This is a genomic window from Nocardia jiangsuensis (assembly GCF_042650385.1).
Classification (GTDB): Bacteria; Actinomycetota; Actinomycetes; order Mycobacteriales; family Mycobacteriaceae; genus Nocardia; species Nocardia jiangsuensis.
On sequence record NZ_JBHSAX010000003.1, the window covers coordinates 359,579 to 386,017 of the forward strand.

Genomic DNA, 26,439 nt, shown 5'->3' on the forward strand with positions numbered 1-26,439 from the left:
AGCGACCCTGTTGCCGCGCGGTTGTGGCACGGTTGCGGGCACGGAATCGGGGCCGGATGGAGTTCGAGGTACTCGGCGCGCTGCGGGTGCGGCACGCGGGCGTCGCCGTCGTGCTCGGCAGCCGCGCGCAGCGGGTGCTGCTCACCGTGCTGCTGGTGCACGCGGGCACGGTGGTCTCCACCGATCGGCTGATCCAGGCGCTGTGGGGCGAGGAGCCGCCGCCGACGGCGCTGCGCACCCTGCACAGCCACATCGCCCGGCTGCGCGGCGCGCTGCACGCCGACGGGATCGAGCGGCTGCACACCCGCCCGCCCGGCTACCTGCTCGACGCCGAAGCGCTGGACGCCGCCGAGTTCGCGCGGCTGCTCGGCGCGGCCCGCGACGCCGACCCGGAACGCGCGCGGCACCTGCTCGACGCCGCGCTCGCGCTCTGGCGCGGGCCCGCCTACGCGGAGTTCGCCGAGCTGGACGCGGTGCGCCCCGAGGCCGACCGGCTCGGCGCGCTGCGGGTGGAGGCGGTGGAGGAGCGGTTCGAGGCGGCGCTGGCCGCCGACCGGCGGGACGGGCTGGTGGCGGCGTTGCAGGCGCACGTGGCCGAGTTCCCGGTGCGGGAACGTCCGGTGGGGCAGCTGGCGCGGGCGCTGTACCGGGACGGGCGCCAGGCCGAGGCGCTCGCGGTGCTGCGGGCGCTGCGGGAGCGGCTCGATGCCGAGCTCGGGGTCGAGCCGTCTGCGCCGCTGCGGGCGCTCGAAGTCGCTGTGCTGCGGCACGATCCGCAGCTCGTCGTGGTCTCCGTGCCGGTGCGCGGCCTGCCGCTGCCCGATACCGCGCTGATCGGCAGGGAAGCCGAGCTGGCCCGGGTCGCGGCCGGGTTGGGCGAGCATCGGGTACTCACGCTCACCGGGCCGGGCGGGGTCGGCAAGACCACGCTCGCGCTGCACGCCGCGCACGGGTCGGGGATGGCGGCGGTCTGGTGCGAGTTCGCCCCGCTCACCGGCGATGCGGTGGTGCAGGCGGTGGCCGGCGCGGTCGGGGCGCGCCGGCAACCGGGCATCGGCCGCACCGAGTCGCTGCTCACGTTCCTCGCCGAGCGGGAACTGCTGCTGGTGCTCGACAACTGCGAGCACGTCCTCGACGACGCCGCGCGGCTGGTCACCGAGATCGTGCGCAGCTGCCCCCGGGTGACCGTGCTGGCCACGAGCAGGGCCGCGCTCGGCGTCGCGGGGGAGTGGCTGCACCCGATTCCGCCGCTCGGCCTGCCGGACTCGCCGGAGGACGACACCGCCCCCGCGGTACGCCTCTTCGCCGAACGCGCCCGCGCGGTGCGGCCCGGGCTGGAGCTGGACCGGACGAACCTGCGGCACATCTCCGAGGTGTGCCGCAGGCTGGACGGGCTGCCGCTGGCCCTCGAGCTCGCGGCGGCGCGGGTGCGGGTGCTGAACCCCGCCGATCTGGCGGCCCGGCTCGCGGCCCGCACCGACCCGCTCGGCGCCGCCGGAGCCCGCAGCCTGCGGGCTGTGCTCGACTGGTCGTACGCGCTGCTCGGCCCGGCCGAACAGCGGCTCTTCGCCCGGCTCTCGGTCTTCCACGGCGAATTCGGGGCGGACGCGGCGGAGACCGTGAACGGGGAGCCCGCGCTGGACCCGCTCGCCGCCCTGGTCGACAACTCGCTGGTCACCGTGGCCGAATCCGCGGGAACGACCCGGTTCGCGATGCTGGAGACGGTGCGCGAGTACGGTGCCGACCTGCTGCGCCACCGCGGCGAGGCGGACGCTGTGCTCGACCTGCACGCCGCCTGGTTCACCGGACTGGCCGAGCGCGCCGACGCCGGGCTGCGCGGCCCCGGCGAAGCGCACTGGTACGCCGTCGTCACCGCCGACCTGGACAATCTGCGGGCCGCGCACCGGCACACCGTCGCCGCCGGCGACACCGATCGCGCGCTGCGGCTCAGCGCAGGCCTCGCGCTCGCGGTGCTCTACCGCTTCCCCGACGAGGTGGTCGCGTGGGGCGAGACCGCGCTCACCCTGCCCGATGCGCCCGCGCACCCGCGCTACTCGGCGGTCTGCGCCGCCGTCGGCGAGGCGCTGACCTTCGGCGGGGAGCACGATCGCGCGCTGATCGTCGCCGAGGCCGCGCTCGCCCCGCTGCCGCCGGACGTGGCGGCGCGGATGCCGCTGCTCAAGATTCGCGCGGCGGTCGCGCTCTATCAGGGCGAACTGGACGAGTGCGGCGCCGCCACCACCGAGCTGCTCGCGCTGGCCGAGCGCTTCGGCAATCCCTGGTACCGGGCCGAGGCACTGCTCTTCGCCGGGCTCGCCCGCACCTACGCGGGCGCCCCGGCCGAGGGGCTCGCGCTGGCCGAGCGGAATCTGCGCGCCGCCACCGACGCGGGCAATCCGAGCCTGCGCGCCTGGGCGCTCTACAACCGGGCCGAGGCGCTCGCCGTGCTCGATCCGGAGGCGGCGCTGCTCGGGTACAGCGAGGTCGTGGCTTTGGCAGCGACCGTGTACAGCGTGTTCGCGGCCAATGCCGCGCAGGTCGGGCTGGCCGCGCTGCACCTGCGGCAGGAGCGGATTCCGGAGGCGCTCGAGGCGTTCGGGGCGGCGGTGCGCGGGTGGCGGGCCATGCAGGTCTGGCATCACCAGCGCACTACGCTGCGCGCCCTGCTCCCGCTGCTGGCCAGGGTCGCCCGGACCGAGGCCGCCCTGCTGCTCGGCGCGCTGGAGCGCGGCGATCCCGGGTTCGGCGCGGACGCGGCGGCGGTGGCGCCGGTGGCGGCGGCCCTGCGGGCGGAGCTCGGCGAGGTCGCCTTCGCGCGGGCCAGAGCCGAGGGGTCGGTGCTCGGCCGGGAGGCGGTGGTGGAGACCGCGCTCGCGGCGATTCGGATCGGCGCGGGCGGGACGGCCGACCCGCCCGCGCGCACTGGCCGGCGTGGTCCGGGTGACGCTGCATCCGGAGGGTGAGCGCGCCATCGTGACCGGTGGCAGCAAGGGCATCGCGTCGGCTGTTGCCCGCGGGCCGGCGGCGTGCGGCCCGGTGAAGGCCACCGGGTGCTGGTCAACCGCGAGCACGAACTTCCGGGTGGTGCCCCTGGCGCCAGGTCGGGGAAGACGGCGGGTGCCTCGTTGGAGATCCAGTGGCAGGGGAGTCCGGTGACGGTGCGGCGGAAGCGCTCCCGATCCTCGGGGCTCAGGTAGCCGAGCACGGCGCTGTGGAAGACGACGACGGTGGCGTCTCGCGCGCCAGATCGTGCACCAGGTCGGCGATGTGCTCGTTCAGGTCGCCCGTGACGAGCGTGGGCGGGTCGGCGGCGGCGATGTCGAGTGCCGCGCGCAGCCGCTCGACCCGTTCGGTCTGCCCGGGCCAGATCAGGGTCTCCAGCCAGCACCGGTCGAGCGCACACCGACTCCCGTGCGCGCGGGCAGCTCCCCGATCCGCATCACCTCTCCCTCGGGCCGACATCCGCGACTACCCGGTACTCCCCGACGCCGTCGCCCCGGTTCCCGCGAACGGCCGGTGAACGGTCGCTCACTGTGTAGCCTGCTCACACGCGATCGTGCCAGGACCCCGCCGGTCGCGCCCGGAGAGGAGCATGGCCGTGCTCGATTCACCCGACCCCGAGCCGCCCCCGCGCGGTTTCCTGCGCACCCCGCACCCCGTCGGGCTGGCCTGGGCGCTGCTGTTCTTCGTCTGGTCCATGATGCCATCGCTGCTCCCCCGGGTCTGGTACCTGCAGGGCGTGGCGACGGGGCTGTCGATGATCACCGGGTACGCGATCGGCGTGCTGATCGCGTGGGTGATCCGGCGCTGCGGCGTCGAGCCCGAGTGGTCGGCGCGCACCAAGCGGATCGGCTGGTGGACGCTGGCGGCCGCGGCGGCGATCCTGGTGCCGCTGTTCCTCGCCCTCGGCTCGTGGTGGCAGCAGATCATCCGCGACCTGGTCGGGGTGGCACGCGCGGAGCGCTCCTACTACCTGCTGGTGCTGCTGATCGCGGTGGTCGTCGCGCTGCTGCTGCTCGCCGCCGGGCGCGGGATCCGCGCCGCCACCGCCGCGTTGACCCGGCTGGGTGGCCGCTGGCTGCCCGCACCGGTGGCCCGGCTCGGCGCGGTGGTGCTGGTGCTGGTGCTCCTGGTGGTGCTGCTCAACGGCGCGCTGTACCGCGGGCTGCTCGGGGTGGCCGAGCAGTCGGCCGAGGCCGCCGACCACGGCACCGCGGAGGGGGTCGAGCAGCCGCAGGTTCCCGAGCGCTCCGGCTCGCCCGCCTCGGCCGAACCCTGGGACTCGCTCGGCGCGGAGGGCCGCACCTTCGTGGCGGGCGGCCCGAGCGCCGAGCGGATCGCCGAGGTCACCGGCGTGCCCGCCCGGACTCCGATCCGGGTGTACGCGGGCCGCGAATCCGCGGACACCGTCGCCGGGATCGCGGACCGCGTCGTCGCCGAACTGGAGCGCACCGATGCCTTCGACCGGCGGGTGCTCGCGGTGGTCACCACCACCGGGCGCGGCTGGGTGAACGCGAACGTGGCGTCGAGCTTCGAGTACGTGGCGGGCGGCGACACCGCCATCGCCGCCATGCAGTACTCGTTCCTGCCCAGCGCGCTCTCCTTCGTCGCCGACCGGGAGACCCCGCAGGTGGCGGGGCGCGCCCTGTTCGAAGCGGTGTACAAGGTGTGGGCCGCGCGGCCGGAGGAGCGGCGGCCGAAGCTGGTGGTCTTCGGCGAGAGCCTCGGCTCCTACGGCGGGCAGGCCGCCTTCGCCTCCGGCCCGGACCTGGTGGCCCGCACCGACGGCGCGCTGCTGGTCGGCACGCCGAACTTCGCCGAGCCGTGGGGCCGGATCACCGCCGACCGCGACCCCGGCTCGCCGGAGCGGCTGCCGGTGGTGGACGACGGCGAGCACATCCGCTTCGCCTCCCGCCCGGAGGACACCGAGCTCGCGGCGCCGTGGGAGTTCCCGCGGCTGGTCTTCTGGCAGCACGCCGGCGACCCGATCACCTGGTGGTCGTTCGACCTGGCCTGGCACCGCCCGGACTGGCTGCGCGAACCGCTCGGCCCCGACGTCGACCCCGGCATGCGCTGGATCCCCATGGTCACGTTCTGGCAGGTGACCATGGACATGGTCTTCTCCGCCGACGTCCCCGCCGGGTTCGGCCACACCTACGGCCCCGAGGCCGCCCAGCTGTGGGCGAAGATCCTGAACCCGCCCGGCTGGGATGCCGCCGCGACCCAGCGCGTCGAGAACGCCCTGCGCGGCGGGTGATTCACCACCCGGTGTGCCGCTCCACCCGGCTGAGCGCGCCGTCCGCGAGCACGTGGTAGAAGGCGTACTGCGCGGCGGTGGCGCAGGCGTGGTTGGGCAGCACCCGCAGCCGGGTGCCGACCGGCAGCTCGGGTAGCGGGTGCCCGCTGCCGGGGCGCAGCGCGAGGATGCCGTGCTCCTGGCTGGCCCCGGTCACGAGCAGGTCGGGGAGCGGGGTCCCGGCGAGGTCGGTGACCAGGCCGTAGCCCTGGTCCACCGGCTGCTCGGCGGTGCCGCGATCGCGGGAGAGCGCCATCCAGCCGCCGTCGGTGAGGATCCGGCCCCGATCCGGCCGGTGCCCGATCACCGTGACGACCACCGAGAGCGCGAGATCGTCAAGGGTGCAGATGCCGAGCCCGGCCATCACCAGGTCGAAGAAGAGGTAGACGCCCGCCCTGACCTCGGTGACGCCGGTGAGGTCGCGCACGGTGTGCGCCGTCGGGGTCGAGCCGAGGCTCACCACCGGGCAGTCCATCCCGGCCGCGCGCAGCACCTCGGCGGCGCCGACGACGGCGTCCCGCTCACCCTGCGCCGCCGCGGCCCGCGCTTCGGGGGTGAAGGCGTGGTAGGAGCCGCCCGCGTGGGTGAGCACCCCGGCCAGCCGGTCGCCGAGCACCGCCCCGATCTCCGGCAGCAGCGGGTCGGCGGGGCGGAGCCCGGCGCGGCTGCCGTCCGCGTCGATCTCGATGAGCGCCGGAATCCCGGCCGCCGCGACGGCCTCGGCCTGAGCGCGGCTGTCCAGCAGCACGGTGAGCGCGATTCCGCGCGCCCGCAGCGCGGCCACCCTCGGCAGCTTGTGCGGGTCGATCCCGACGGCGTAGACGATGTCGTCGTACCCGGCGGCGGCGAAGTACTCGGCCTCGGCCAGCGTGGAGACGGTGATCGGCGCGCGGCCGTGCGTCCGCCGGACCAGCTCGACGGATTTGACCGTCTTCACGTGCAGCCGCAGCGGGACGCCGAGCCCGTCGAGGCGGTCCCGCAGCCGGGTGGCGTTGCGGTCGACGCGCGCCAGGTCGACCAGGGCGAAGGGGGTGTCGGGAAGCTTCGGGGGCATGCGCACGTCCTCGTTCCCGTCCTCATTTTATCCCGGACCCCGGGGCTTGCGGCAAGGCCCCGGTCTTCCCGCACAATAGCCCGCCGGAGCCGGACGCTGCGGAAACGCGGGAAGTGAGGGGCATGACTGCCGAGGGGTACGACGCGGAACTGCGGGACGAGAACGAGTACGTGGCCGGGCTCTACACCCGCCTGGACGCCGAGCGCGCGCTGGCCGGCGACCGCCACGCGAAGGCGCTGCGGGCACAGGGCAACTCGCCGCTGGAGCGCGACGCCGAGGTGCGCGCGCTGGCCCGCGAGGTCGCGCGGCTGAACGTCGCGGACAACGGGCTCTGCTTCGGCAGGCTCGACGCCACGACCGGCGAACGGTTCTACATCGGCCGCATCGGATTGTTCGACCGGCGCGACGAATTCGAGCCGCTGCTGCTGGACTGGCGGGCGCCCGCGGCGCGTCCGTTCTACGTGGCCACCGCCGCGCACCCGGAGAACATGCGGCGCAGGCGGCAGTTCCACACCCGGGGGCGCGCGATCGCCGCCTTCACCGACGAGGTGCTCGGCCGTCCCGCGGGCGGCGAGAGCGGGGACGCGGCGCTGCTGGCCGCGGTGAACGCACCGCGCGGGGAAGGGATGCGCGACATCGTCGCGACCATCCAGGCCGAGCAGGACGAGATCATCCGGCTCGACCACGCCGGGGTGCTGGTGATCGAGGGCGGCCCCGGCACCGGCAAGACCGTCGTCGCGCTGCACCGGGTCGCCTACCTGCTCTACACCCGGCGCGAGCAGATGGCGCGCAACGGCGTGCTCGTGGTCGGGCCGAACCCGGCCTTTTTGCGGCACATCGGCCGGGTGCTGCCCTCGCTCGGCGAGACCGACGTGGTGTTCACTACCACCGGCGACCTGGTGCCCGGGCTGCGCGTCACCGTCGAGGACACCCCGGCGGCGGCCCGGCTCAAGGGCTCGCTCGACATCCTTCCGGTGCTGGCCGCCGCGGTGGCCGATCGCCAGCGGTTGCCGGAGCACCCGATCGAGCTGGAACTTCGCGACGTCACGGTCCGGCTCGACGCCGAGACCGCCGAGTGGGCCAGGCAGGAGGCACGGGCGAGCGAGCGGCCGCACAACGAGGCGCGCGCGGTCTTCACCGAGATCGTGAGCTACGTGCTCACCGAGCGGGCCGCCGCCCGGGTCGGCCGGGGCTGGCTCACTCGCGACGACCGCGAGGCATGGGCGAACCTGCGCGCGGATCTCACCGCCGAACTGGCCGAACTGGAGACCTTCACCGCCGCCCTGGACGAGCTGTGGCCGATCCTCACCCCGCCGCAGCTGCTCGCCGCGCTCTACGAATCGCCGGAACGGCTGGCCGCGGCCGGTGCCGACCCGGTGCTGCTGCGCGCCGACGGCACCGCCTGGACGGTCTCCGACGTGCCGCTGCTCGACGAGCTGACCGACCTGCTCGGCTCGGCGCAGGCCGACGACGGTGCGACCGAACGGGCGCGGCGCGCCGAAGCCGCCTACGCCGCAGGCGTGCTCGACATCCTGGTGAGCCGGGAGGACTCCATGGACGACGAGGACCACCTCTTCGCCTCGGACATGCTCTACGGCACCGACCTGGCCGAGCGCTTCGTCGAGCGCGACACCCGCGACCTCGCCGAGCGCGCCGCCGCCGACCGGGACTGGACCTACCGGCACGTGGTGGTGGACGAGGCGCAGGAGCTCTCCGACATGGACTGGCGGGTGCTCATGCGGCGCTGCCCGAGCCACTCCTTCACCATCGTCGGCGATCTGGCGCAGCGCCGCTCGCCCGCCGGGGCGCGCGGCTGGGGTGCGGTGCTGGACCGCTACGTGCCGGGGCGCTGGCTGTACCGGTCGCTCACCGTGAACTACCGGACCCCGGCGGAGATCATGGGGATCGCGGCGGCGGTGCTCGCCGAGTTCGCGCCCGCGGTGCGCCCGCCGGAGTCGGTGCGGGCCTCGGGGGTCGAGCCCTGGTCCCGCCGGCTCGCGACGGACGACATCGCCGCGGCCGTCGAGGAATTCGTGCGCGAGGAGGCCGGGCAGCCGGGAACGGCGGTGGTGATCGGGCCACCCTGGGTGCCCGGCGCGGTGCCCGCCGCGGCGACCAAGGGGCTGGAGTACGACGCGGTGCTGGTGGTCGAGCCGGAGGCGATCCTGGCCGACGGCCCGCGCGGCGCCGCCGAGCTCTACGTCGCGCTCACCCGCGCCACCCAGCGGCTCGGGGTGCTGCACCGCGGCCCGCTGCCGCCCGCGCTGCGCGGGCTCGCGGAATACGGTTCGGGGCAGCCGCGTTGGCCAGCGGCGACACCCGAGCGACAGGAGAGCAGATGACCACCGCCACCGGAATCGTCCCGGGGGAGCTCCGCGACCTGCTGGAGCGCCCGCTGATCGCGAACCTCGCGACGGTGCGCGAGGACGGCAGCCCGCAGGTGAACCCCATGTGGTTCGGCTGGGACGGCGAGGTGCTGCGCTTCACGCACACCAACTTCCGGCGCAAGTTCCGCAACATCAGTGCGAACCCGGCGGTCGCCATCTCCATCGTGGACCCGGAGAACCCGTACCGGTACGTCGAGGTGCGCGGCGCGGTCGAGCGGATCGACCCCGACCCGACCGGCGGCTACTTCCGCGAGCTCAATGCCCGCTACAGCGGCCCCTACGGCCCGGACGACCCGAAGGACGCCGCCGACCGGGTGATCCTCGTGGTCCGGCCGACGGCCGTCGGCAAGCGGCACTGACCGCTCAGCTCGGCAGGAAGTACACCACCTCCCACAGGTGCCCGTCGGGGTCGCCGAAGTAGCCGGCGTAGATGCCCCACGGCCGCTCCAGCGGGGCGCGCACCACGGTGCCACCGGCCGCGGCGGCCCGCTCCAGCAGGTCGTCCACGGCACCGCGCCGCTCGACGAACCAGCCGAGGCTCACCCCGGACCCGGTCACCCGGTCCGGGGTGACCCCGGCGTCCTTGGCCAGGTCGTCGCGGCCGTAGAGCGACAGGATCAGGCCGTTCCCGAGCGACAGCATGGCGGTCGCACCGCCCGGGCGCTCCGCGTCGCCGGCGAATTCGGTGCCGACGATGCCGGGGAACGGCAACCCGAGGCCGTCCCGGTAGAACCGCAGCGAGCGTTCCAGATCCCGCACTCCCAGTGTGATCGCGCTGAGTGTCATGGCACTAGTGGACCCCGCCGAAACCGGTGCGGTCTTGAACGGATCGGACCGCGCCGCCGTCCGCCGTCGCCGCCGCCACCTTCGCCTGGAACTCCGGGCAGGAGCGCACGTCCGGACTCGCGCAGCCCAGCGCGTGCTCGACCACGGCCAGCGCGGCGGTGTCCCTGGCGATCCGGGCGGCCAGCCGGTCCCGATGCCCGGCCAGCAGGCGCCGCCGCTCGTCCCGGTCGGCGGCCGCGGCGAAGACGGCGGCCAGATCGTCCAGGGCGAGACCGGCCTGTTTGCCGAGCAGGATCATGGCGACCGTCTCGGCATCGGCCGGGCCGTAGCGGCGCCTGCCCACCTGGTCCCGGCGCGGCCGCAGCAGCCCGACGTCCTCCCAGTGCCGCAGCACGTGCGGGGTGAGCCCGAAGCGGGCGGCCACTTCGCCGATCGTCTCCGGCACCGCGCGCCCCTATCCGCTCCGGCGCGCGTCGAAGCGCGCGTAGGGCGCCACCGGGTACCGGGGCGGGCGCAGCGGCGTGCGGCGGACGGTGGCGGGGTCGCCGACCGCGCGCAGCGCCGCGAGCACGGGGGCGGCCGGGAGCCAGCGGAAGTCCACGATGGTCAGCCTGCCACCGGGGCGCAGCACCCGGGCCAGTTCGGCGAGTCCGGCCGCGGGGTCCGGCCACTCGTGCAGGCTCAGGCTGGAGAGCGCCAGGTCGAACGAGCGGTCCGGGTAGGGGAGTGCGGCGACATCGCCGACCGTGAGTTCGGCGCGGGCGCCGAGGTGCCCGCGAGCGAGGTCGATCATGTGCGGTGAGCTGTCCAGGCCGTGCAGGCGCAGGTCGGGGCGGCGATCGGCGAGCCGGGTGAGCAGCGCGCCGGGGCCGGTGCCCGCGTCGAGGACGGCGGCGTCCGGTGCGGCCGCGGCGTCGGCGACCGCGGCGAGGGTGCGGTGCAGGCCTGCCAGCAGGCGGGTGGCGCGGCGGTCGTAGCCGCGGCTGCGGGCGGCGGTGAAGGTCGAGGCCATGGGGCGTCCTTTCGCGGGTGACGCGGCCAGATTGCGACCTCGGGCCGACCCGAGGTCAAGTCGGAGGTTTGCGGGCCGGTTGCGGTGGTAGCGCATCGCTGCTGTGCCGACCAGGGGCATGTTCCGGCGTTTCTTCTGCGCTCCGCAGACCGCGGACGTATGTTTGCCGAACAATTCCCAGCTCTGTCCGACGATCTGCCCGGCGCTGTACTGGAAACGAATGTATTTCCCATGACGCGGCGCTGGGGTACCCCTGACGAAGAGGAGCGCGTTGTGTCCGGATTGGCCCCGTTCTACTCCGACGTGCAGTCGCACTACGACCTGTCGGACGATTTCTTCGCCCTGTTCCTCGACCCGACGCGAACCTACAGCTGCGCCTACTTCGAGCACCCCGGCATGACGTTGGAGCAGGCACAGCGTGCCAAGATCGACCTGGCGCTCGGCAAGTGCGACATCGAACCGGGCATGACGCTGCTCGACGTCGGCTGCGGCTGGGGCTCGGTGATGCTGCGCGCGATGGAGCACTACGACGCCGATGTCATCGGGTTGACGCTGAGCAAGAATCAGCACGAACACATTTCCGACCTGCTGGAGGCGAACCGCACACAGCGCCGTGCTGAAGTGTTGCTGCAAGGCTGGGAAGAATTCGATCGCCCGGTCGATCGCATTGTCAGCATCGGCGCCTTCGAGCATTTCCGGCGCGAGCGCTACGACGCGTTCTTCGAGCGCTGTCACGCCGTTCTGCCGTCGGACGGCAAGATGCTGCTGCACACGATCGTGCAGTTCGATCGGCACGAGATCAGGGCCAAGGGGCTGCCGATCGACCGGGAGGTGCTCGAGTTCGCCCGCTTCATCGCGCGCGAGATCTTCCCGGGCGGGGAGCTGCCGCAGCCGGAGTGGGTCATCGAGGGTGCCGAACGGGCCGGGTTCGAGGTGACCCGGGTGCATCCGCTCGGCCCGAACTACGCCATCACCCTCGACCGCTGGGCCGAAGCGCTGCGGGCGCACCGCGACGAGGCGATCGCGCTGACCTCGCCGCAGACCTATGACACCTACATCAAGTACCTGACCGGCTGCGCCGAGTTCTTCCGCGACGGCTACATCGACATCATGCAGTTCAGCCTGGCCAAGCCGGTTGCGGCCTGACCCGCCCGATCAGTCGACGGTGAAGTCGCGCCAGGCGGCGGCGAGCCCCTGGCCGCGCAGCGAGGTGCTGCGCCCGTCGGCGAGCGGGTGCAAGGTGATGATGCCGAAGCCGATCCGCACCCGCTCCGGCAGCGCGGCCGCGCGCACGGTGTAGACGAGCGCGCCGCCCGCTCGCCACTCCACCCGCTCGGCCGCGCGGTCGACGGTGACCGCGTAGTGCTGGAACTCCCCGGCCTTCACCGCCTCGCCCGCGAGCGGGGCGTGCGCCACGTGGGTGAAGGCGTCGGCCGGGTCGACCACGCCGGGGACGAAGAGCCGCTCGTGGATGGCGTAGGCGTGCCGCCCGGTGGCGATGGCGTCGAAGACCTGCGCGGTGGCCATGTCCAGCACGTTGAAGGCGGCGAAGCCGTCGCGGTAGTCGGCGCCGTCGGTGCCGAGGTTGGTCGCGGCCATCCGCACGCCGAAGGTGCGCGGGCCCGCGGTGAGGTCGAACTCGGCGGTGGAGACCATCAGGAACTTGGGGTTGTCCAGGATCTGCACCGCCGGGTTGGCCAGGGTGAACTCCGGGATGCGCACCGCGACGGCGCCCCCGGAGACGGTGACCTCGGCGGCCGGGTCGGCGTAGCGCCAGGTCTCGTCCGGGCCGAGCGGGACCTCGAGGAACTGCCACCGCTCGGGGTCGACGGCGGGGCCGGTGAAGTCGTCGTAGCCGGTCATCGCACCCGCTCCGGCTTGTGGCCGAGGCCGCCGAGCAGCAGCCGCTCCTCGGTGAGCCGGGGGCGCAGCGCGGGGCCCGGCGGCCACCAGTCGTCCAGCTCGACCAGGCCGGGCTCGACGATGTCGAGGTCGCCGAAGAAGGTGGCGATCTGCTCGGCGGTGCGGTACCAGCCGGAGCCGAGCCCCATCTCGGTGAAGCGGCGCTGCAGCTCGAGCGCCATGTCGTGCGCGGCGCCGCCGTCGGCGGGGTCGTAGAAGTGCGTGATGCCGACGTAGGAGCCGGGGGGAAGCGCCTCGATGTAGTGGCGCATGATGCCCGCCGGGTCGAGCGCGTCGTCGACGTGGTGCAGGATGCCGCAGAGGATGAGCGCGAGCGGGCGCTCGAGGTCGAGGTGCGCGGTGACCTCGGAGTGCCGCAGCAGGGTGTCCGGCTCGGTGAGGTCGGCCGGGACGAAGTGGGTGAACTCGTTCTGCTCCAGCAGCACCCGGCCGTGCGCGTTGCAGACCGGGTCGTTGTCCACGTAGACCACGGTGGCCTCGGGGTTCTGTTGCTGGGCGATCTCGTGGGTGTTGCCGACGGTGGGCAGCCCGGCGCCGATGTCGAGGAACTGGTCGATGCCCGCGGTGCCCGCGAGGTAGCGCACCACCCGGTGCAGCCAGCGCCGGTTCATCCTGGCGACGTCGCTCTGTCTGGGTGCGACCTCGGCGACCCGGTCGCGCACCTCGCGATCGATGGGGTAGTTGTCCTTGCCGCCGAGGGTGGCGTCGTAGACGCGGGCGATGCTGGCCCTGGTGGTGTCCACGCCGACCGGGGCGCGAACGCCGGTCTGCGGTGTGGCTTCGGACATGGGGACCTCTCTGTGCGGGTGCGAGGCCGCGGGATCGAGTGCCGATCCACCGCGGCGAGCCAAGCCTAGGAGCGCCGACGACGCGGCGACAATAGCCGAATGTACTGAGCGAGTTGCTGATCCGCGTTCGGCATCAGTGCGCCGCCGGGCGCTCCAGCACCCGGCCGGGCAGCAGACCGGCGCCGACGTGGGTGACCCGCCACCAGTCGACGGTGATCTCCACCGCCTCGACCGGGGCGGACAGGAACGGCCGCAGCGCGGGCTCCTTGTCCACCACTGTGCGGAATATCTCCTCCCGCGCCGCCGATTCGGTGCGCACCGCCGCGGTGCCGACGCCCTGGGCGAAGGGCTCGAGGAAACCGGTGGGTACCACCTTCACCCCGACCTGCGGATTGGCGCGCAGCGAATCGAGGGTGCGGCCGCCCGACTCCAGCACGACGAGGAGCCGGAACGGATCGCCCGCGCGCTCGGCGAAGAAGGCGTTGGAGCACCAGTTCGCGCCGGCCTTCGAGGTGGCGAGATCGATGCTGGTGCTGGTCAGGATGGCGGACAGCCGATCGGCCACCTCGCCGTCGGTGAGCTGGATTTCGTGCGACGTCACGGTCGGCCCCCTGGCTTTCGATCCTCGTTTGCGCTGCGGCGGGTATGCCGGAGTACCCCGTCCCGGCGCCGCTTGCCGCGCACTCTACGCACCCGGGGCGCGCTCCGCTCGATAACCCGGGAACCGATCGGGCTGTCGGAGAGCGAGTTTCGCGGTAGCTGACATTCGGGCCGGTCGGTACGGAACACCGTTCCGAAACGCCCGATACGCGAATTCACAGCAATGCCAATGGATAACGGGGATTCGCCGATGCTCCGGAGCGCGCTGCGAGGCGGTAGTATCGGCGCGCGACGCGGGGGATGGCGGTGTGCCGGGAGCGACTTTCGCGTGCAGGGGTATTCGTTCACCGGCCGGAGGCGGTCCATGACCAACGACGACAACAGCGGCTTCGCGGAGTTCCTCGCCGCCGAGCGGGGGCCGACGGTGCTGCGCGTCGCACTGGGGAGCAGGCTGCGGCAGCTGCGCCAGGAGTGCGAGATCAGCCGGGAGGCGGCGGGGTACGCCATCCGCGGTTCGCACGCCAAGATCAGCAGGCTCGAGCTCGGGCGCACCGGGTTCAAGGAGCGGGATCTGCGCGATCTGCTCACGCTCTACGGGGTCGAGGATCCGGCGGCGCGCGAGCCGTTCCTGGAGATGGCCAAGCGCGCCAACGACCCGGGCTGGTGGCAGAGCTACAGCGATCTGCTGCCCAGCTGGTTCGAGACCTACATCGGGCTGGAGCAGGCGGCGACCACGATCCGCACCTACGAGGCACAGTTCATTCCGGGGCTGCTGCAGACCCCGGACTACGCCCGCGCGGTGATCGAGCTCGGCAACTCGGACGAGACCGACCGCAGGGTCGACATGCGCATGCGCAGACAGCGCATCCTGACCAGGCACGCTCCGCCGACGCTGTGGTCGGTGGTGGACGAGAACGCGCTGCGCCGCCCGGTCGGCGGCGCAGCGGTGCTGCGCGAGCAGGTGGCGCACCTGGTGGCGATGGCCGAGCACGCGCACGTGCGGATCCAGGTGCTGCCCTACGCCGCTGGCGGGCACTCGGCGGCGGGCGGGCCGTTCAGCATCCTGCGCTTCCCGGAGCCGGAGCTGCCCGACATCGTCTACACCGAGCAGCTCACCAGCTCCATCTACCTGGACAAGCAGCGCGACGTCGAGCTGTACCTCGCGGTCATGAACCGGCTCGCGGTGCAGGCGCTCTCGCCGGCGGAGAGCACCGGCTTCCTGGAGGACCTGCTCGGCGAGATGCGGGGTTAGCGCTCGCGCAGCAGGTCGCCCTGCTCGATCGCGGCCAGCGACAGGCTGCGGTGTCCGGCCTCGGTGAAGAGCACCGTCACCGTCTCCGGTTCGCGCCGGACCACCTCGCCGTCGCCGAACTCCGGGTGCCGCACCGCCGCACCGGCCGGGAACGGGCCGTCCACGTGTTCGATCGGCCGCGCGGTGCCCGCCAGGCAGGTGTCGCAGTTGCCGCACTGCTCCGCGCGCACCTCGCCGAAGTAGCCGAGCAGGAACTGCCTGCGGCACAGCGGGGTCTCGGCGTAGGCGCGCATGGTCTCCAGCCGGGAGCGGTCGAACTGCCTGCGGCGCTCGGCGATCTCGGCGGCGCGCTCGGGTGCCGCCTCCGGGTCGGTGCCGGTGCCGCGGAACCGGCCGTCCGCGGTGCTCTCCACCTGCCCGGCGGCCTCGAGCAGGTTGAGGTTGTTGAGCGTGCGGCGCCGCGAGCGCTCGCTCGCCGCGGTGAGCTCGGCGAGCGTCGCGGGGCGGCGCATGCGGTGCAGGGCGCGCAGGCCGTCGGTGTCCACCTGGCTTGCGGTGAGGAAGCGCTGCAGCCCGAGGTCCTCGGGGCGGAAGCACAGGATCGCCTCGGCCGGGTCACCGTCGCGGCCCGCGCGGCCGATCTGCTGGTAGTAGGAGTCCAGCGAGTCCGGGACGGCGGCGTGCACGACGGCGCGGACGCCGGGCTTGTCGATCCCCATGCCGAAGGCCGAGGTCGCGACCACCACCGCGACCCGGTCGGTGCGGAAGCGCTCGTGCACCGCGTTGCGCTCGGCGGGCTTCATGCCCGCGTGGTAGGCGGCGGCGTCGACCCCGCGCTCGCGGAAGGCGGCGGCGAGCCGCTCGGTGTCGCGGCGGGTGGCGGTGTAGACCAGGGCCGGGCCCGCGGTGACGAGGTCGAGCACGGCGGCGTCGCGCTCGGCGGCGGTGCGGGTGGCGCGCACGGTCAGCGCGAGGTTGGGCCGGTCGAAACCGGCGATGATCGTGGCCGGGTCGCGCAGGCCGAGCACGCGGGTGATGTCGTCGCGCACCGGGCCGTTGGCGGTGGCGGTGAGCGCGAGCACCGGCGGCCTGCCCACCCGCTCGGCGGCGTGCGCGAGCCGCAGGTAGTCCGGGCGGAAGTCGTGGCCCCAGGCCGAGACGCAGTGCGCCTCGTCCACCACGAAGAGCCCGGGGCGCAGCGCAGCCACCCGGTCGAGCACCTCGGCCTTGGCGAGCTGCTCGGGGGCGAGGAACAGATATTTCGCGGTGCCGCTCGCCAGTGCGGCCCAGGCCGCCTCGGTGGCCGCGGCGGACTGCGTGGCGTTGACCGCGACGGCGGGCGGCGCGCCGGTCCGCGCCAGCTGCTGCACCTGGTCGCGGTGCAGCGCGGTGAGCGGGGAGACGATCAGCGTCGGACCGGCCAGCAGCAGCGTCGGCACCTGGTAGATCGCGGATTTCCCCGCACCGGTCGGCATGACGGCCAGCACGTCGCGGCCCGTGGTGAGCGGCAGCATGGCGTCGAGCTGGTCGGTGCGCAGCTCCGGCCAGCCGAAGGTGTCCTCCGCGACCCGGCAGAGTTCACGCCGCCGCGCGGCCGGACGGGTCTTGCCGCGCCGCACGGCGGCTTTTCCTGCGCGCCACAGGGCGGCGACGCCTTTGTCGCGCCGCGGTGCGGCGGTGTCGTTACGGGGCACCGCCGGGCAATTCCCGCCTGTGCCGCAACGAAACTCAGGTGAGCAGAACCGGCAGCGCGGAGAGATCGTTCTGGGTGAGCACCGGCATGTTGGGCAGCGCCGCGAGGTCGCCCGCCGCGCGCAGATTCGGGAAGCGGGCGAAGAGCGCGGGCAGCGCGACCGCCGCCTCCAGCCGGGCCAGGGTGGCGCCGGGGCAGATGTGCGGGCCGTAGCCGAAGGAGATGTTGCGGTGCGCGGTGGGGCGGCTGCTGTCGTAGCGGTCCGCGTCCTCGCCGTGCACGCCGGTGTCACGGCCGATCGCCCGGTAGGAGATCACCACGCCGTCGCCTGCGGGGATCACGCCCTCGTCGAGCACGATGTCCTCGGTGGCGAAGCGCATGAGCAGGTGGATCACCGGCCCGTCGAAGCGCAGCGTCTCCTCGACGGCGTCGGCCCAGGAGACCTCGTCGGCGCGGATCCGCTCCAGCTGCTCGGGGTTGCTCAGCAGCGCCCGCACGGTGGCCAGGATCAGGTTGACGGTGGTCTCGTGGCCGGCGGCGACCAGCGCCTCCAGGTTGCCGATCACCTCCTCCTCGGTGAGCGGCTGCTCGCCGTCGCCGTTCTCGTGGATCAGCGCGGAGGTGAGGTCGTCGGCCGGGGTCGCGGTCTTCGTGCGGACCAGGGCGGTGTAGTAGGTGGTCAGCTCGTCGATGACGGCCAGCCGCTGGTCCTGCGGGGTGAGCAGCGAGAAGAACGCCTTGTACCAGGTGAGCAGCTGCTCGTGGTCGGCGTGCGGCACGCCCATGAGCTCGCTGACCACCCGCATGGGCAGCGGGTAGGCGAAGACCTGCTTGAGGTCGACCGGCTCGCCTGCGGCGCCCGCGGCCTCGAGGTCGTCGAGTAGCTCGGCGACGTAGCGCTCGACGATCGGGCGCAGCGCGTCCAGCCTGCGCCGGGACAGCGCCTGCGTGGTCTTGATCCGCAGCCTGCGGTGCTCGGCGCCGTCGACGGTGAACATCGAGCGCTTGACGTCGATCATGCCGATGAGCGGCCACTCCCTGGTGACGACGCCGTCGGTGAACAGCTTCCAGGAGCCGATGTCCTTGACCAGCCGCGGGTCGGTCAGCAGCTGCCTGGCCAGGTTGTGCCCGGTGACCGTCCAGGCGGGCACGCCGAGCAGCTCGATGCGGGTCAGCGCGCCTGCCGCGCGCAGCCGATCGGTCTCACCCGCGAGATCGCCGACCATCGGATCGATGGCCATGGCATGCGGGCACGATGAACTCACAGAAAACCTCCGACAGCGGGGACTGGCGTGAAATGTACAGGGAGCGACGTCATTCCGCGCAGGAAGGCCGACGGTCTGCGCACCAGGCTGCCGGGGGCGACCGCCAGATCCAAGTCGGGCAGGCGGTCCAGCAGCACCTCGAGCCCGGTCCTGGCGATGATCTCGGCGATCTGCTGCGCCGGGTACGGGCAGCGGTACTCGCCGTGGCTGAACGCGAAGTGCGCGCTGTTGCCGGAGTAGGTCGGGTCGGCGCGGCCCCCGGCGCCGTCGGCGTGCTGGCGCACGTGCGGGTCGGCGTTGGCGGCGGCCAGCCCGAGCAGCAGCATGTCGCCCGCCCTGATGGTCTCGTCGCCGAGCCTGGTGTCGCGGGCGGCCCAGCGCCCGGCCAGGATCTGGGTGGGGGTGTCCTCCCAGAGCACCTCGTTCATGGCCTGGCCGATGCTGTGCCGCCCGGCGCCGAGCGCGGCGGCGAAGCGGTCGTCGGTGAGCATCAGCCGCACCGAGTTGCCGATCCAGTCCGCGGTGGGCAGGTGCCCGGCGGCGGTGATCGCCATGAGGTCGAGCACGTACTCCTCGTCGGAGAAGCGCTCGTGGTGTGCCAGCAGCCGGGCGACCAGGTCGTCACCGCGCCGAGATTTCGCCAGCGCCAGCAGGTTCTGCATGAGCTCGCCGAAGGCGCCGTAGGCGGCCTGGGCGTCGGCGCCGCCGTCGGCGAGGGTCTTCATGGTCCAGGCCAGCTGGGCGCCGTCCTCGTCGGGGAAGCCGAGGATCCAGGCGAGCGCGAGCACCGGGAGCAGCTCGGCGTACTCGGCGAGCAGGTCGGCCTCGCCGCGGCCGCAGAAGCCGTCGATCAGCCGGTCGGCGAGCAGCTCGCAGGTGCGGCGCAGCGCGAACGGGTCGACCGCCTCCAGCGCGGGCTCGACCATGGCCAGGTGCCTGCGGTGCTCGGCGCCAGCACTGAAGTAGATCGACGGCATGGGCCTGCCGACCATGGGCAGCAGCGGCCAGTCCTCGGGGATGTGCGGCCACTGGTTCCACAGCCCGACGTCGCGCGGGAAGAGGTCGGGGTCGCTGGTCACCTGGTGCAGCTCGCGGTAGCCGATGACCAGCCAGGCGGGCACCCCGCCGGGCAGCTCCACGGCGACGACCGGGCCGTGGTCGCGGCGCATCTCGGTGTAGAGCCGGTGCGGGTCGGTGTGGAAGCGGGGGCCGCTCAGCGGCACCGCGGCCCGCGGGTTCACCGGGCAGCCCGCCATCCGTGCGGTGCTGTCGGGGCGCGTCACGAGACACCAGGGGCGGGAACGAGATCGGGCATCGTGGTTCTCCGGCGGGTCCGGCGGCCGGGCGGCCGCAGCTGACGGTCTGGGGTGGGGCCGAGGCTCACCGGACGGCGCCGATGGCGGGCACCGGGGTGAAGCGGACGGGCAGCGCGGTGGTGCCGCGCAGGAACGGCGACGGCCGCCGGGTCAGGGCGGCGGCCGGGACGGCGAGGTCGAGGTCGGGCAGCCGGTCCAGCAGCACCTCGATCGCGGTGCGCGCGATGATCTCGGCGATCTGCTGGGCGGCGTACGGGCAGCGGTGCGTGCCGTGGCCGAAGGAGAAGTGCGCCTGGTTGCCGGAGTACACCGGGTCCTCGCCGACGGTGCCGTCGATGTGCTGGCGGATGTGCGGGTCGGCGTTGGCCCCGGCCAGGCCGAGCATGAGCAGGTCACCCGCGCGGATGACCCGGTCGGCGAGCCTGGTGTCGCGCGCGGCCCAGCGGCCGCAGAGGATCTGGCTCGGGGTGTCCTCCCAGAGCACCTCGTTCATGGCCTGGCCGACGCTGTGCCGCCCGGCGCCGAGCGCGGCGGCGAAGCGGTCGTCGGTGAGCATCAGCCGCACCGTGTTGCTCAGCCAGTCCGCGGTGGTCAGGTGCCCGGCGAGCATGACGGCCATGAGCACGAGGACGTACTCCTCGTCGTCGGTGAAGGCATCCGGGTGGGCCAGCAGCAGCGAGGCGAAGTCGGTGCCCGGGTGCGCGCGAGCCCGGGCGAGCAGGTGACCGACCTGCTCGGCGAAGCCGACGTGCGCGGACTGCGCGTCGGCGCCGCCGTCGGCCATGGCCTTCATGATCCGGGCCAGCTTGTCACCTGCGTCCGCCGGGAAGCCGAGCATCCAGGCCAGGACGAGCGCCGGGACGAGCTCGGCGAAGTCGGCGACCAGGTCGGCGCGGCCGTGCCCGCAGAAGCCGTCGATCAGCCGGTCGGCGAGGTTCTCGGCGGAGTTGCGCAGCGCGAAGGCGTCCACCGACTCCAGCGCGAGCTCGACGACGGCGCTGTGCCTGCGGGACTGCTCGGGCGAGGTGAAGTGCCTGCCGACCATGGGCAGCAGCGGCCAGTCGTCCGGGACGTGCGGCCACTGGTTCCACAGCGATACGTCGCGCGGGAACATGGCGGTGTCGGTGATCACCTGGTGCAGTTCGCGATACCCGATCACCAGCCACGCCGGGATGTCACCCGGTAGCTCCACCGGGACCACCGGTCCGTGCTCGGCCCGCAGTTCGGCGTAGTGCCGCTGCGGGTCGGTGTGGAAGCGGGGGCCGACGAGCGGCACCGCGTCCGCGCGCGACCGGGGTTCGGAGTGGGTCAAAATCGCGCCCCCGGAGCGACGATGCCGCGCCCGGGCGGTGCGGCGCCGGTCGCGGCGCTGTGCAGGTGCTCGACCAGCGCGATGAGCACGTGCTTGGCCGAGTCCCTGGAGCGGGCGTCACAGTCGAGCAGCGGGACGCCCGGGTCGAGGTCGAGCGCGTCGCGCACCTCCTCGAGCCGGGCGGCGCCCCCGAAGTTGTTGCAGGCGACGACGAATCGGGTGCGCTGCGCCTCCAGCCGGTCGATGGCGTACCAGGAGTCGGCGATCCGGCGCCGGTCGACGAGCACGATGGCGCCGAGCGCGCCGGCGAAGAGCCGGTCCCAGAGGAACCAGAACCGCTCCTGGCCGGGCGCGCCGAACAGGTAGAGCACGTGCTCGGCGTCGATGGTGATGCGGCCGAAGTCGAAGGCGACGGTGGTGGTGGTCTTGCCCGGCGCGCCGCTGGTGTCGTCGATGCCGAGCCCGGCGTCGGTCATGGTGGCCTCGGTGTCGAGCGGGCGGATCTCGCTCACCGCGCGCACCAGCGTGGTCTTGCCGACGCCGAATCCGCCGACCACCACGATCTTCAGCCCCTGGTTGGTGCTGGCCAGCAGGGGGGCATCGGCACGGCTGGGCCGGTGGTCAGAGATTGCGGAGTCCAACGAGCACCTTCTCCAGAGTGGTCGAGTCTGCGGGCGGCATCCGGTAGGCGCCGTCCGACCCGTGCGGATGGCGCACCGTGATCTTCCCGGCGTGCAACAGATCCGACAGCAGAATCGTGGTGATACCGACCGGTAGCCGCAACTCGGCCGCGATCTCGACGACCGCGATCGGTGCCCGGCACAGCTCCAGGATGGCGGTGTGCTCGGACTGCATGCCCGGCGCGGGCTCGCACTCGCCGACCACCAGCGTCACCAGATCGAACGCGTCGGAATCGGGGCGGGTGCGGCCGCCGGTGAGCGTATAGAGCCGATCGGGGTCGTCGTCGCGACCTGGCCTGGTCACGACAGGCTCGCTCCCGCGACCCGCGGCGCCATGGCGAGGTGCTCGCCGAGTTGCTCGACGATCTCGCGCATGTTGTGCCCGACCAGGCCCGCGTCGGCCTCCTCTGCGGCGAGTACCGCGATGTGCGAGCCCCGCCCGGCCTCGACGATGAACAGGATGCCGCCGTAGAACTCGGTCATCGACTGCCTGACGCCGCTGCGGCCGTCGCCGAACTCGGCGGAGGCGCCGTGCGAGAGGCTCTGGATGCCCGCCGCGATGGCGGCGAGCTGGTCGGCCTTGTCGACCGAGAGTTCGGGGGTGTGGCAGATCTTCAGCCCGTCACCGGAGAGCAGCAGCGCGTGCCGTGCGTGCGGCGTGCGGGCGAGCAGCTGTTCCAGCAGCCAGCCCAGTTGCGCGGGGGTGGAGGTAGTCATCGATCGTTCTCCAGGGCGGGTGAGGGGGAGGAGTGCGGGGCCGGGACGGCATCGTCGCGGCCGGTGACCGCACGCTGGAAGGCGCCGAGCGCGGATGGCTCGACCGTGTGCGCGGTGCCCGCGGCCGGGGCGGGGGCGGCGTCGGCGCCGATCCCGGCCGGGTGCACCGCCGCGAGCGTGCTGCCGCGGCGGCGCTTGGGCAGCGGTGCGTCGCCGTCGGGCAGCGCGGCCGGTTCGGCCTCCACGCGCTCGACGGCGAGTGCCGCCTCCGCCGGTCCGGCGGGGGCGAGCTGGGGGCGGCGGGTGCGGTCCACCCGCGCGGTGAGGTCACGCGGCACCACGATCACCACGGCGGTGCCGCCGATGGCCGACGGCCGGTAGGAGACGGTGAGGCCGTGCTTGCGGGCCAGGTGCCCGACCACGGCGAGCCCGAGCCTGGTCCCGGTCAGCGAGGCGAGGTCGGCCGAGGAGATGCCGCGGCCGTCGGCGCCGGCGCCGGAGACCGCGAACTCGGCCCGGCGCAGCGCCGATTCGCTCATCACCAGGCCGCTGTCCTCGATGGTGACGACCACGCCCGCGGGCACCTCGGCCGCGTAGACGTGCACCTCGGTGGTGGGCGGGGAGAAGTTGCAGGCATTGTCGAGCAGCTCGGCGAGCGCGTGCATGACGCCCTCGGCGGCGTGCCCGGCGATCCCGACGTCGGCGACGGCGCGCAGCCGGACCCGCTGGTAGCCGGCGACCCGCCCCATCGCGCCGCGCAGGATGGATTCCATCGCGATCGGCTTGGCCCAGCGCCGCCCGGAGCGCGCGCCGGAGAGCACCGCGATGCTGTCGGCGAGCCGCCCGGCCTGCGCGGTGCGGTGGTCGAGGTGCAGCAGGTCGGCCAGCACCTTGGGGTCGGCGTGCTTGTGCTCCATCTCGCGCAGCTCGGCGAGCATGCTCGTGGTCATGGCCTGCATCCGCCCGGCGGCGCCGGCGAAGGCGGCCATGGCGGCGGCCCTGCGGTGCTCGCTCTCCCTGGCCCGGCCGACCGCGTCCTCGGTGGCGGCGCCGTCCTGCGCGCGCTCGGCCTCGGCCCCCGCCACCCGGTGCTCGGCCTCGGCGATCCGCTCCTGCGCCTCCACGGTCTGCTGCTGCGCCTGCAGGGTCCGCGCCTCGGCAGCGGCCGCCGCGGCCGCGGCCTCGGCGGCCTTGCGGTGGAAGCGCAGCCCGATGAGCACCGCGACGGTGAACAGCAGCCCACCCGCCGCGCCGACGACGGAGAGAATGACCCGGGTATCACCGGAGGTCAGCACACCGGGCGGCACGACCAACCCGACGATGACCAGCACGATCGACAGCAGCGCCACCACGAGGGGGCGCGACCCTGGACTCGCGGGCTCGCTTGCCCGCGGCTTCGAAGAATCCGACACGTCCTGCACTTTCGCGCTCGCCGGAGGGCGTCGTGTCGGCGCCTCCGACCCTTGCTGCGGCGATCTGGATAACCGAAGTCGCAGCCCGGCAAGCAGATCCGAAATTTTCGCGGTTGAGAATAGCGGCCAGTGGGTAAAGCTGCCACTCCGAGTTTCCCGACCGGGGCGGAGAGCGCCCAGGAGGCCGGAAAGGTGAATCAATCTAGTCGGACGCCCAGGTTCGGGACGGTCAGCAGCGCCTGGACGGCGGACGCGAGATCGGCGGCCAGCCACGCCGGCGGGGCGGGGGCGTGTCTGCGCAGCGCGGCGTAGGGGAGGTCGACGACGGCGCGGGTGACGGCCTCGACCGCGCGGGGGTCGGCGGTGCCGGTCAGGGCGGTGGCGAGGTGGTCGAGGCGGGCGCGCAGGGGGGCGTTCAGCTCGTCGCGGCGGGCTCGGAAGGCGGCGTCGGGGCCGCTGTCGAGGAGATCGGCCGGGCCGACGCCGAGCAGCAGCCCGGCGTCGTCGGGCAGGTCGCGGCCGAACTCCAGGGTGGCGAGCGCCATGGCGATACCCGCCTGGACGGGGTCGGTGGCGTCGGCGGCGGCCAGCGCCCGGCGCTGGAAGCGCTCCAGCGCCCGCAGCCAGAGCGCGCCGAGCACGCCGTCGCGGTTGCCGAAGCGGTGGTAGAGCGTGCCGACCGGGGCGCCGCTGGCCGCGGCGATGGCGGCGACGCTCGCCGCGCGCGGGCCCTCGCCGAGCACGAGAGCCCGTGCGGCGTCGAGGATCACGTCGGTGTCGTGCTTGCGGGGAGGTGCCACTACTAGTACGTTCCTTCTATATGGAGCGTTTACCCTATATCGATGAGCATGCCAGATCCTTCGACGCCGATCCGGCCCGGGTGTGGCGCGCCCTGCTGACCGTCGTCTGCCGCGACCCCGACGACCCCGCGACCGTCCCGCGCGGCTTCCGCCTCGACGAAGCCGACGCACCGCGCCGGCTGGCGCTGCGCGGGCGGCACTGGTTCTCCCGCTACGCGCTGATCTTCGAGCTCGACGACCTGGGTCCCGACGGCACCCGGGTGCGCGCCCAGACCTGGGCCGAGTTCCCCGGGGTGCGCGGAGCCGTCTACCGGGCGCTGGTCATCGGCTCCGGCGGGCACCGGATCGTGGTGCGCGAGATGCTGCGCCGGATCGGGGCAGCGGTGCCGGGCGTACCGGCGGGCCGGGTCTGAGAATTCGGCGCCCGGCGCAGGCCCGACGCCGTGCGGCGCGCGATCAGCGCGAGTTCGTGACCTCGAACGCGGCGGCGCCGAACCCGGCGAAGACGTCGGCGGTGTGCTCGCCGGTACTGCCGATGGTGATGGCGACCACGACGTGACCCGCGCCGAACGAGGCCGAGGCCACCTCCGAGATCCCGGTGTCCGACCAGCCCCACTTGGTGCCGAGCACCCCGGGCACCTCGGCGGTGCCCCAGTTCTGCTCGGTGCCGTCGGCGGCGACCGGCGCGGCGTCGGCCATCCAGTCCAGGATCGGCGAATCCCGATCGGTGCGGAGCTTGGCGAGCAGGAAGGCGGCCACGTCGGAGGTGCTGGTGGTGGAGGTGCCCCAGTAGCCGCCGCCGGTGTGGGTGAGCCCGTACTCGGCGGCGATCGCATCCACCGCGTCCGGGTAGGCGGCGTCCAGGGTGTCGGCCGCGGCGTCGTCGGAGAAGCGGATGGCGCGCTCGCCCGCCGCCAGGTCCACCGCCGCGTCGGTGCCGTACCGCAGGGCGTAGTCGACGAGGTAGAGCTTGGCCAGCGAGAGCGCGGCGCGCGGCTCGTTCTCGTTGGCGGAGCCGCAGCCGTCTCCGCGCAGGGTGCGGGTCGAGAACGCGGTCCGCGGCGGCACGTCGCAGGTGGCGATGGTCGCCGGCGGGGGATCGGCGGCGGCGAGCGGAGCGGGAAGGACACAGCAGATACCGACGGCGAGCGCGGTACAGAGCAGCCGTGCGAACACGGGAACCTCCGGCGGAATCGGTGACGCGTGCCGGCGGGAGACCGGGGGTGGATGGAGGCCGCATGCCCGGGTTCGCGACGGCAGATCCTGGGCGCGGCCCCGCGTCGGGGCCGCTGCGCGGAGGTTCGGCCGCGATGGCGAACTCGGAGGAAAGTAGCACGATCCGGCGCGGGCGGCGGGTTACGCGGGTCTCGCCGGGGTCCGCCGGCTTCAGCCGGGCAGCACCATGGCCGCGACGGCGGCCGCGACGCCGGCGAAGACGTCGGCGGTGTGCTCCTCGGTGCTGCCGGTGGTGTGCGCGACGACGACGAAGCCGGGGCCGAAGGAGGCGGAGGCGACCTCGCTGCTGCCGGTGTCGGACCAGCCCCACTTGGTGCCGATGACGCCGGGGACGTCGGCGGTGCCCCAGTCCTGTTCGGTGCCGTCGGCGGCGACCGGGGCGGCGGTGGCCATCCAGAGCAGGAGCGGGGAGCCCGGGTCGGCGGTCTCCTTGGCCAGCAGGAAGGTGGCGACGTCGGCGGTGCTCGTCGTCGCGGTTCCCCAGTAGCCGCCGCCGGTCTGCGCGAGCCCGAATTCGGCCGCGGTCGCCGCGACGGCCTGCGGGTAGCGGGCGCCGAGGGTGTCGGCGGCCGCGTCGTCGGAGCTGCGGATGGCGCGTTCGGCGGCGGCGAGGTCGCCGGGCGAGCCGTCGCCGTGCCGCACCGCGTAGTCGGCGAGGTAGAGCTTGGCCAGCGAGAGCGCGGCGCGCGGCTGATTCTCGGTGCCGGTGCCCCAGCCGCCGAGCGGGGTCCGCACGGAGAAGGCGGTGCGCGCGGGCACGGCGTCCGCGGCGGGGTCGGCGCCGGCGACGGGGGCTCCGTGCAGGCAGGCGCCGACGACGACACCGGCGAGGACGAGACGGCGAGCGAACACGGGGAGCCTCCGGGTGCGATTGTTCGCCAGTCGATCACCGGCGGCGATGCCCTCCGCT

General features: G+C 73.7%; 25 protein-coding genes and 1 pseudogene. 7 read left to right on the top strand and 19 right to left on the bottom strand.

Translation table 11 applies throughout. The annotated features are described in order from the left end of the window. Positions 1-56: 56 nt before the first annotated feature. A complete protein-coding gene (locus ACFO0B_RS03590) occupies positions 57-2,963 on the top strand; it encodes a BTAD domain-containing putative transcriptional regulator (protein ID WP_378610825.1) in 2,907 nt (968 codons plus the stop codon). Between the two features lie 128 nt (positions 2,964-3,091). Here the strand turns inward: ACFO0B_RS03590 and ACFO0B_RS03595 are convergent. Then, positions 3,092-3,462: pseudogene (locus ACFO0B_RS03595) on the bottom strand (DUF2332 family protein); the annotation flags it as partial. Positions 3,463-3,592: 130 nt separating this feature from the next. On the opposite strand from ACFO0B_RS03595, the gene ACFO0B_RS03600 reads away from it, so the two are divergent. Further along, a complete protein-coding gene (locus tag ACFO0B_RS03600; protein ID WP_378610826.1) occupies positions 3,593-5,257 on the top strand; it encodes an alpha/beta hydrolase in 1,665 nt (554 codons plus the stop codon). Between the two features lies 1 nt (position 5,258). On the opposite strand, the gene ACFO0B_RS03605 is transcribed toward ACFO0B_RS03600, so the two are convergent. Then, entirely contained in the window at positions 5,259-6,350 is a 1,092-nt protein-coding gene (locus ACFO0B_RS03605) for an alanine racemase (RefSeq protein ID WP_378610827.1), read from the bottom strand. A gap of 122 nt (positions 6,351-6,472) precedes the next feature. Between ACFO0B_RS03605 and helR the strand changes: the two genes are divergently transcribed. Together helR and ACFO0B_RS03615 are read left to right on the top strand one after the other, a co-directional pair. Beyond that, complete coding sequence (gene helR, locus ACFO0B_RS03610) at positions 6,473-8,692, top strand: RNA polymerase recycling motor ATPase HelR (protein WP_378610828.1); 2,220 nt, start codon at positions 6,473-6,475, stop codon at positions 8,690-8,692. Next, positions 8,689-9,096: a PPOX class F420-dependent oxidoreductase gene (locus ACFO0B_RS03615; RefSeq protein WP_378610829.1), complete on the top strand. Its 408-nt coding sequence runs from the start codon at positions 8,689-8,691 to the stop codon at positions 9,094-9,096. The genes helR and ACFO0B_RS03615 overlap by 4 nt, the downstream gene beginning before the upstream one ends. Positions 9,097-9,100: 4 nt before the next feature. Here ACFO0B_RS03615 and ACFO0B_RS03620 read toward each other — a convergent pair whose 3' ends face one another. Genes ACFO0B_RS03620 through ACFO0B_RS03630 form a run of 3 tightly spaced genes read right to left on the bottom strand, consistent with a single transcriptional unit; the run spans position 9,101 to position 10,535 of the window. After that, entirely contained in the window at positions 9,101-9,523 is a 423-nt protein-coding gene (locus tag ACFO0B_RS03620; protein WP_378610830.1) for a VOC family protein, read from the bottom strand. A 4-nt stretch (positions 9,524-9,527) separates the two neighbouring features. After that, positions 9,528-9,968: a MerR family transcriptional regulator gene (locus ACFO0B_RS03625; protein WP_378610831.1), complete on the bottom strand. Its 441-nt coding sequence runs from the start codon at positions 9,966-9,968 to the stop codon at positions 9,528-9,530. A gap of 9 nt (positions 9,969-9,977) precedes the next feature. After that, a complete protein-coding gene (locus tag ACFO0B_RS03630) occupies positions 9,978-10,535 on the bottom strand; it encodes a class I SAM-dependent methyltransferase (RefSeq protein ID WP_378610832.1) in 558 nt (185 codons plus the stop codon). 231 nt (positions 10,536-10,766) lie between these two features. Between ACFO0B_RS03630 and ACFO0B_RS03635 the strand changes: the two genes are divergently transcribed. Continuing rightward, positions 10,767-11,681, top strand: coding sequence for a cyclopropane mycolic acid synthase family methyltransferase (locus ACFO0B_RS03635; RefSeq protein ID WP_378610872.1), 915 nt, complete (start codon positions 10,767-10,769; stop codon positions 11,679-11,681). A gap of 9 nt (positions 11,682-11,690) precedes the next feature. On the opposite strand, the gene ACFO0B_RS03640 is transcribed toward ACFO0B_RS03635, so the two are convergent. From ACFO0B_RS03640 to ACFO0B_RS03650, 3 genes are all read right to left on the bottom strand, one after another. Beyond that, positions 11,691-12,398, bottom strand: coding sequence for a DUF6081 family protein (locus tag ACFO0B_RS03640; RefSeq protein ID WP_378610833.1), 708 nt, complete (start codon positions 12,396-12,398; stop codon positions 11,691-11,693). Next, the gene (locus tag ACFO0B_RS03645) at positions 12,395-13,246 is read right to left on the bottom strand and encodes an SAM-dependent methyltransferase (RefSeq protein ID WP_378610834.1); all 852 of its coding nucleotides are present in this window, start codon (positions 13,244-13,246) and stop codon (positions 12,395-12,397) included. Before ACFO0B_RS03645 ends, ACFO0B_RS03640 begins: the two co-directional genes overlap by 4 nt. 133 nt (positions 13,247-13,379) lie before the next feature. Next, positions 13,380-13,847, bottom strand: coding sequence for a hypothetical protein (locus ACFO0B_RS03650; RefSeq protein WP_378610835.1), 468 nt, complete (start codon positions 13,845-13,847; stop codon positions 13,380-13,382). A 363-nt stretch (positions 13,848-14,210) separates the two neighbouring features. Here ACFO0B_RS03650 and ACFO0B_RS03655 point away from each other — a divergent pair, with 363 nt between their 5' ends. Next, positions 14,211-15,098: a helix-turn-helix domain-containing protein gene (locus ACFO0B_RS03655; RefSeq protein WP_378610836.1), complete on the top strand. Its 888-nt coding sequence runs from the start codon at positions 14,211-14,213 to the stop codon at positions 15,096-15,098. Here ACFO0B_RS03655 and ACFO0B_RS03660 read toward each other — a convergent pair. The 9 genes from ACFO0B_RS03660 to ACFO0B_RS03700 all read right to left on the bottom strand — a co-directional run bounded on the left by ACFO0B_RS03660 (position 15,095) and on the right by ACFO0B_RS03700 (position 24,293). Beyond that, the gene (locus tag ACFO0B_RS03660) at positions 15,095-16,792 is read right to left on the bottom strand and encodes a RecQ family ATP-dependent DNA helicase (RefSeq protein ID WP_378610837.1); all 1,698 of its coding nucleotides are present in this window, start codon (positions 16,790-16,792) and stop codon (positions 15,095-15,097) included. The two genes, ACFO0B_RS03655 and ACFO0B_RS03660, sit on opposite strands and share 4 nt — an antisense overlap. 34 nt (positions 16,793-16,826) lie before the next feature. Next, positions 16,827-18,032, bottom strand: coding sequence for a cytochrome P450 family protein (locus ACFO0B_RS03665; protein WP_378610838.1), 1,206 nt, complete (start codon positions 18,030-18,032; stop codon positions 16,827-16,829). Positions 18,033-18,052: 20 nt separating this feature from the next. Then, positions 18,053-19,339, bottom strand: a complete 1,287-nt coding sequence (locus tag ACFO0B_RS03670; RefSeq protein ID WP_378610839.1) for a cytochrome P450 — start codon at positions 19,337-19,339, stop codon at positions 18,053-18,055. Between the two features lie 97 nt (positions 19,340-19,436). After that, positions 19,437-20,684 (bottom strand): cytochrome P450, encoded by a 1,248-nt coding sequence (locus ACFO0B_RS03675; protein WP_378610840.1) that lies wholly within the window; start codon positions 20,682-20,684, stop codon positions 19,437-19,439. Next, on the bottom strand, positions 20,681-21,325 hold the full coding sequence (locus ACFO0B_RS03680; RefSeq protein ID WP_378610841.1) for a GTP-binding protein: 645 nt from the start codon (positions 21,323-21,325) through the stop codon (positions 20,681-20,683). Before ACFO0B_RS03680 ends, ACFO0B_RS03675 begins: the two co-directional genes overlap by 4 nt. Beyond that, the gene (locus ACFO0B_RS03685) at positions 21,306-21,668 is read right to left on the bottom strand and encodes a DUF742 domain-containing protein (RefSeq protein ID WP_378610842.1); all 363 of its coding nucleotides are present in this window, start codon (positions 21,666-21,668) and stop codon (positions 21,306-21,308) included. Before ACFO0B_RS03685 ends, ACFO0B_RS03680 begins: the two co-directional genes overlap by 20 nt. Then, positions 21,665-22,081: a roadblock/LC7 domain-containing protein gene (locus ACFO0B_RS03690; protein ID WP_233018191.1), complete on the bottom strand. Its 417-nt coding sequence runs from the start codon at positions 22,079-22,081 to the stop codon at positions 21,665-21,667. Before ACFO0B_RS03690 ends, ACFO0B_RS03685 begins: the two co-directional genes overlap by 4 nt. Further along, positions 22,078-23,430, bottom strand: a complete 1,353-nt coding sequence (locus ACFO0B_RS03695) for a sensor histidine kinase (RefSeq protein WP_378610843.1) — start codon at positions 23,428-23,430, stop codon at positions 22,078-22,080. The genes ACFO0B_RS03690 and ACFO0B_RS03695 overlap by 4 nt, the downstream gene beginning before the upstream one ends. Positions 23,431-23,690: 260 nt before the next feature. Continuing rightward, entirely contained in the window at positions 23,691-24,293 is a 603-nt protein-coding gene (locus ACFO0B_RS03700) for a TetR/AcrR family transcriptional regulator (RefSeq protein WP_378610844.1), read from the bottom strand. A 20-nt stretch (positions 24,294-24,313) separates the two neighbouring features. On the opposite strand from ACFO0B_RS03700, the gene ACFO0B_RS03705 reads away from it, so the two are divergent. Then, positions 24,314-24,706: a hypothetical protein gene (locus ACFO0B_RS03705; RefSeq protein WP_378610845.1), complete on the top strand. Its 393-nt coding sequence runs from the start codon at positions 24,314-24,316 to the stop codon at positions 24,704-24,706. Between the two features lie 43 nt (positions 24,707-24,749). Here the strand turns inward: ACFO0B_RS03705 and ACFO0B_RS03710 are convergent, their stop codons facing one another. Both ACFO0B_RS03710 and ACFO0B_RS03715 read right to left on the bottom strand, forming a co-directional pair. Next, the gene (locus ACFO0B_RS03710; protein WP_378610846.1) at positions 24,750-25,469 is read right to left on the bottom strand and encodes a hypothetical protein; all 720 of its coding nucleotides are present in this window, start codon (positions 25,467-25,469) and stop codon (positions 24,750-24,752) included. A 210-nt stretch (positions 25,470-25,679) separates the two neighbouring features. Further along, positions 25,680-26,381 carry a hypothetical protein gene (locus ACFO0B_RS03715; protein ID WP_378610847.1) on the bottom strand — a complete coding sequence of 234 codons (702 nt, stop codon included), beginning with the start codon at positions 26,379-26,381 and terminating at the stop codon, positions 25,680-25,682. Positions 26,382-26,439: the final 58 nt, after the last annotated feature.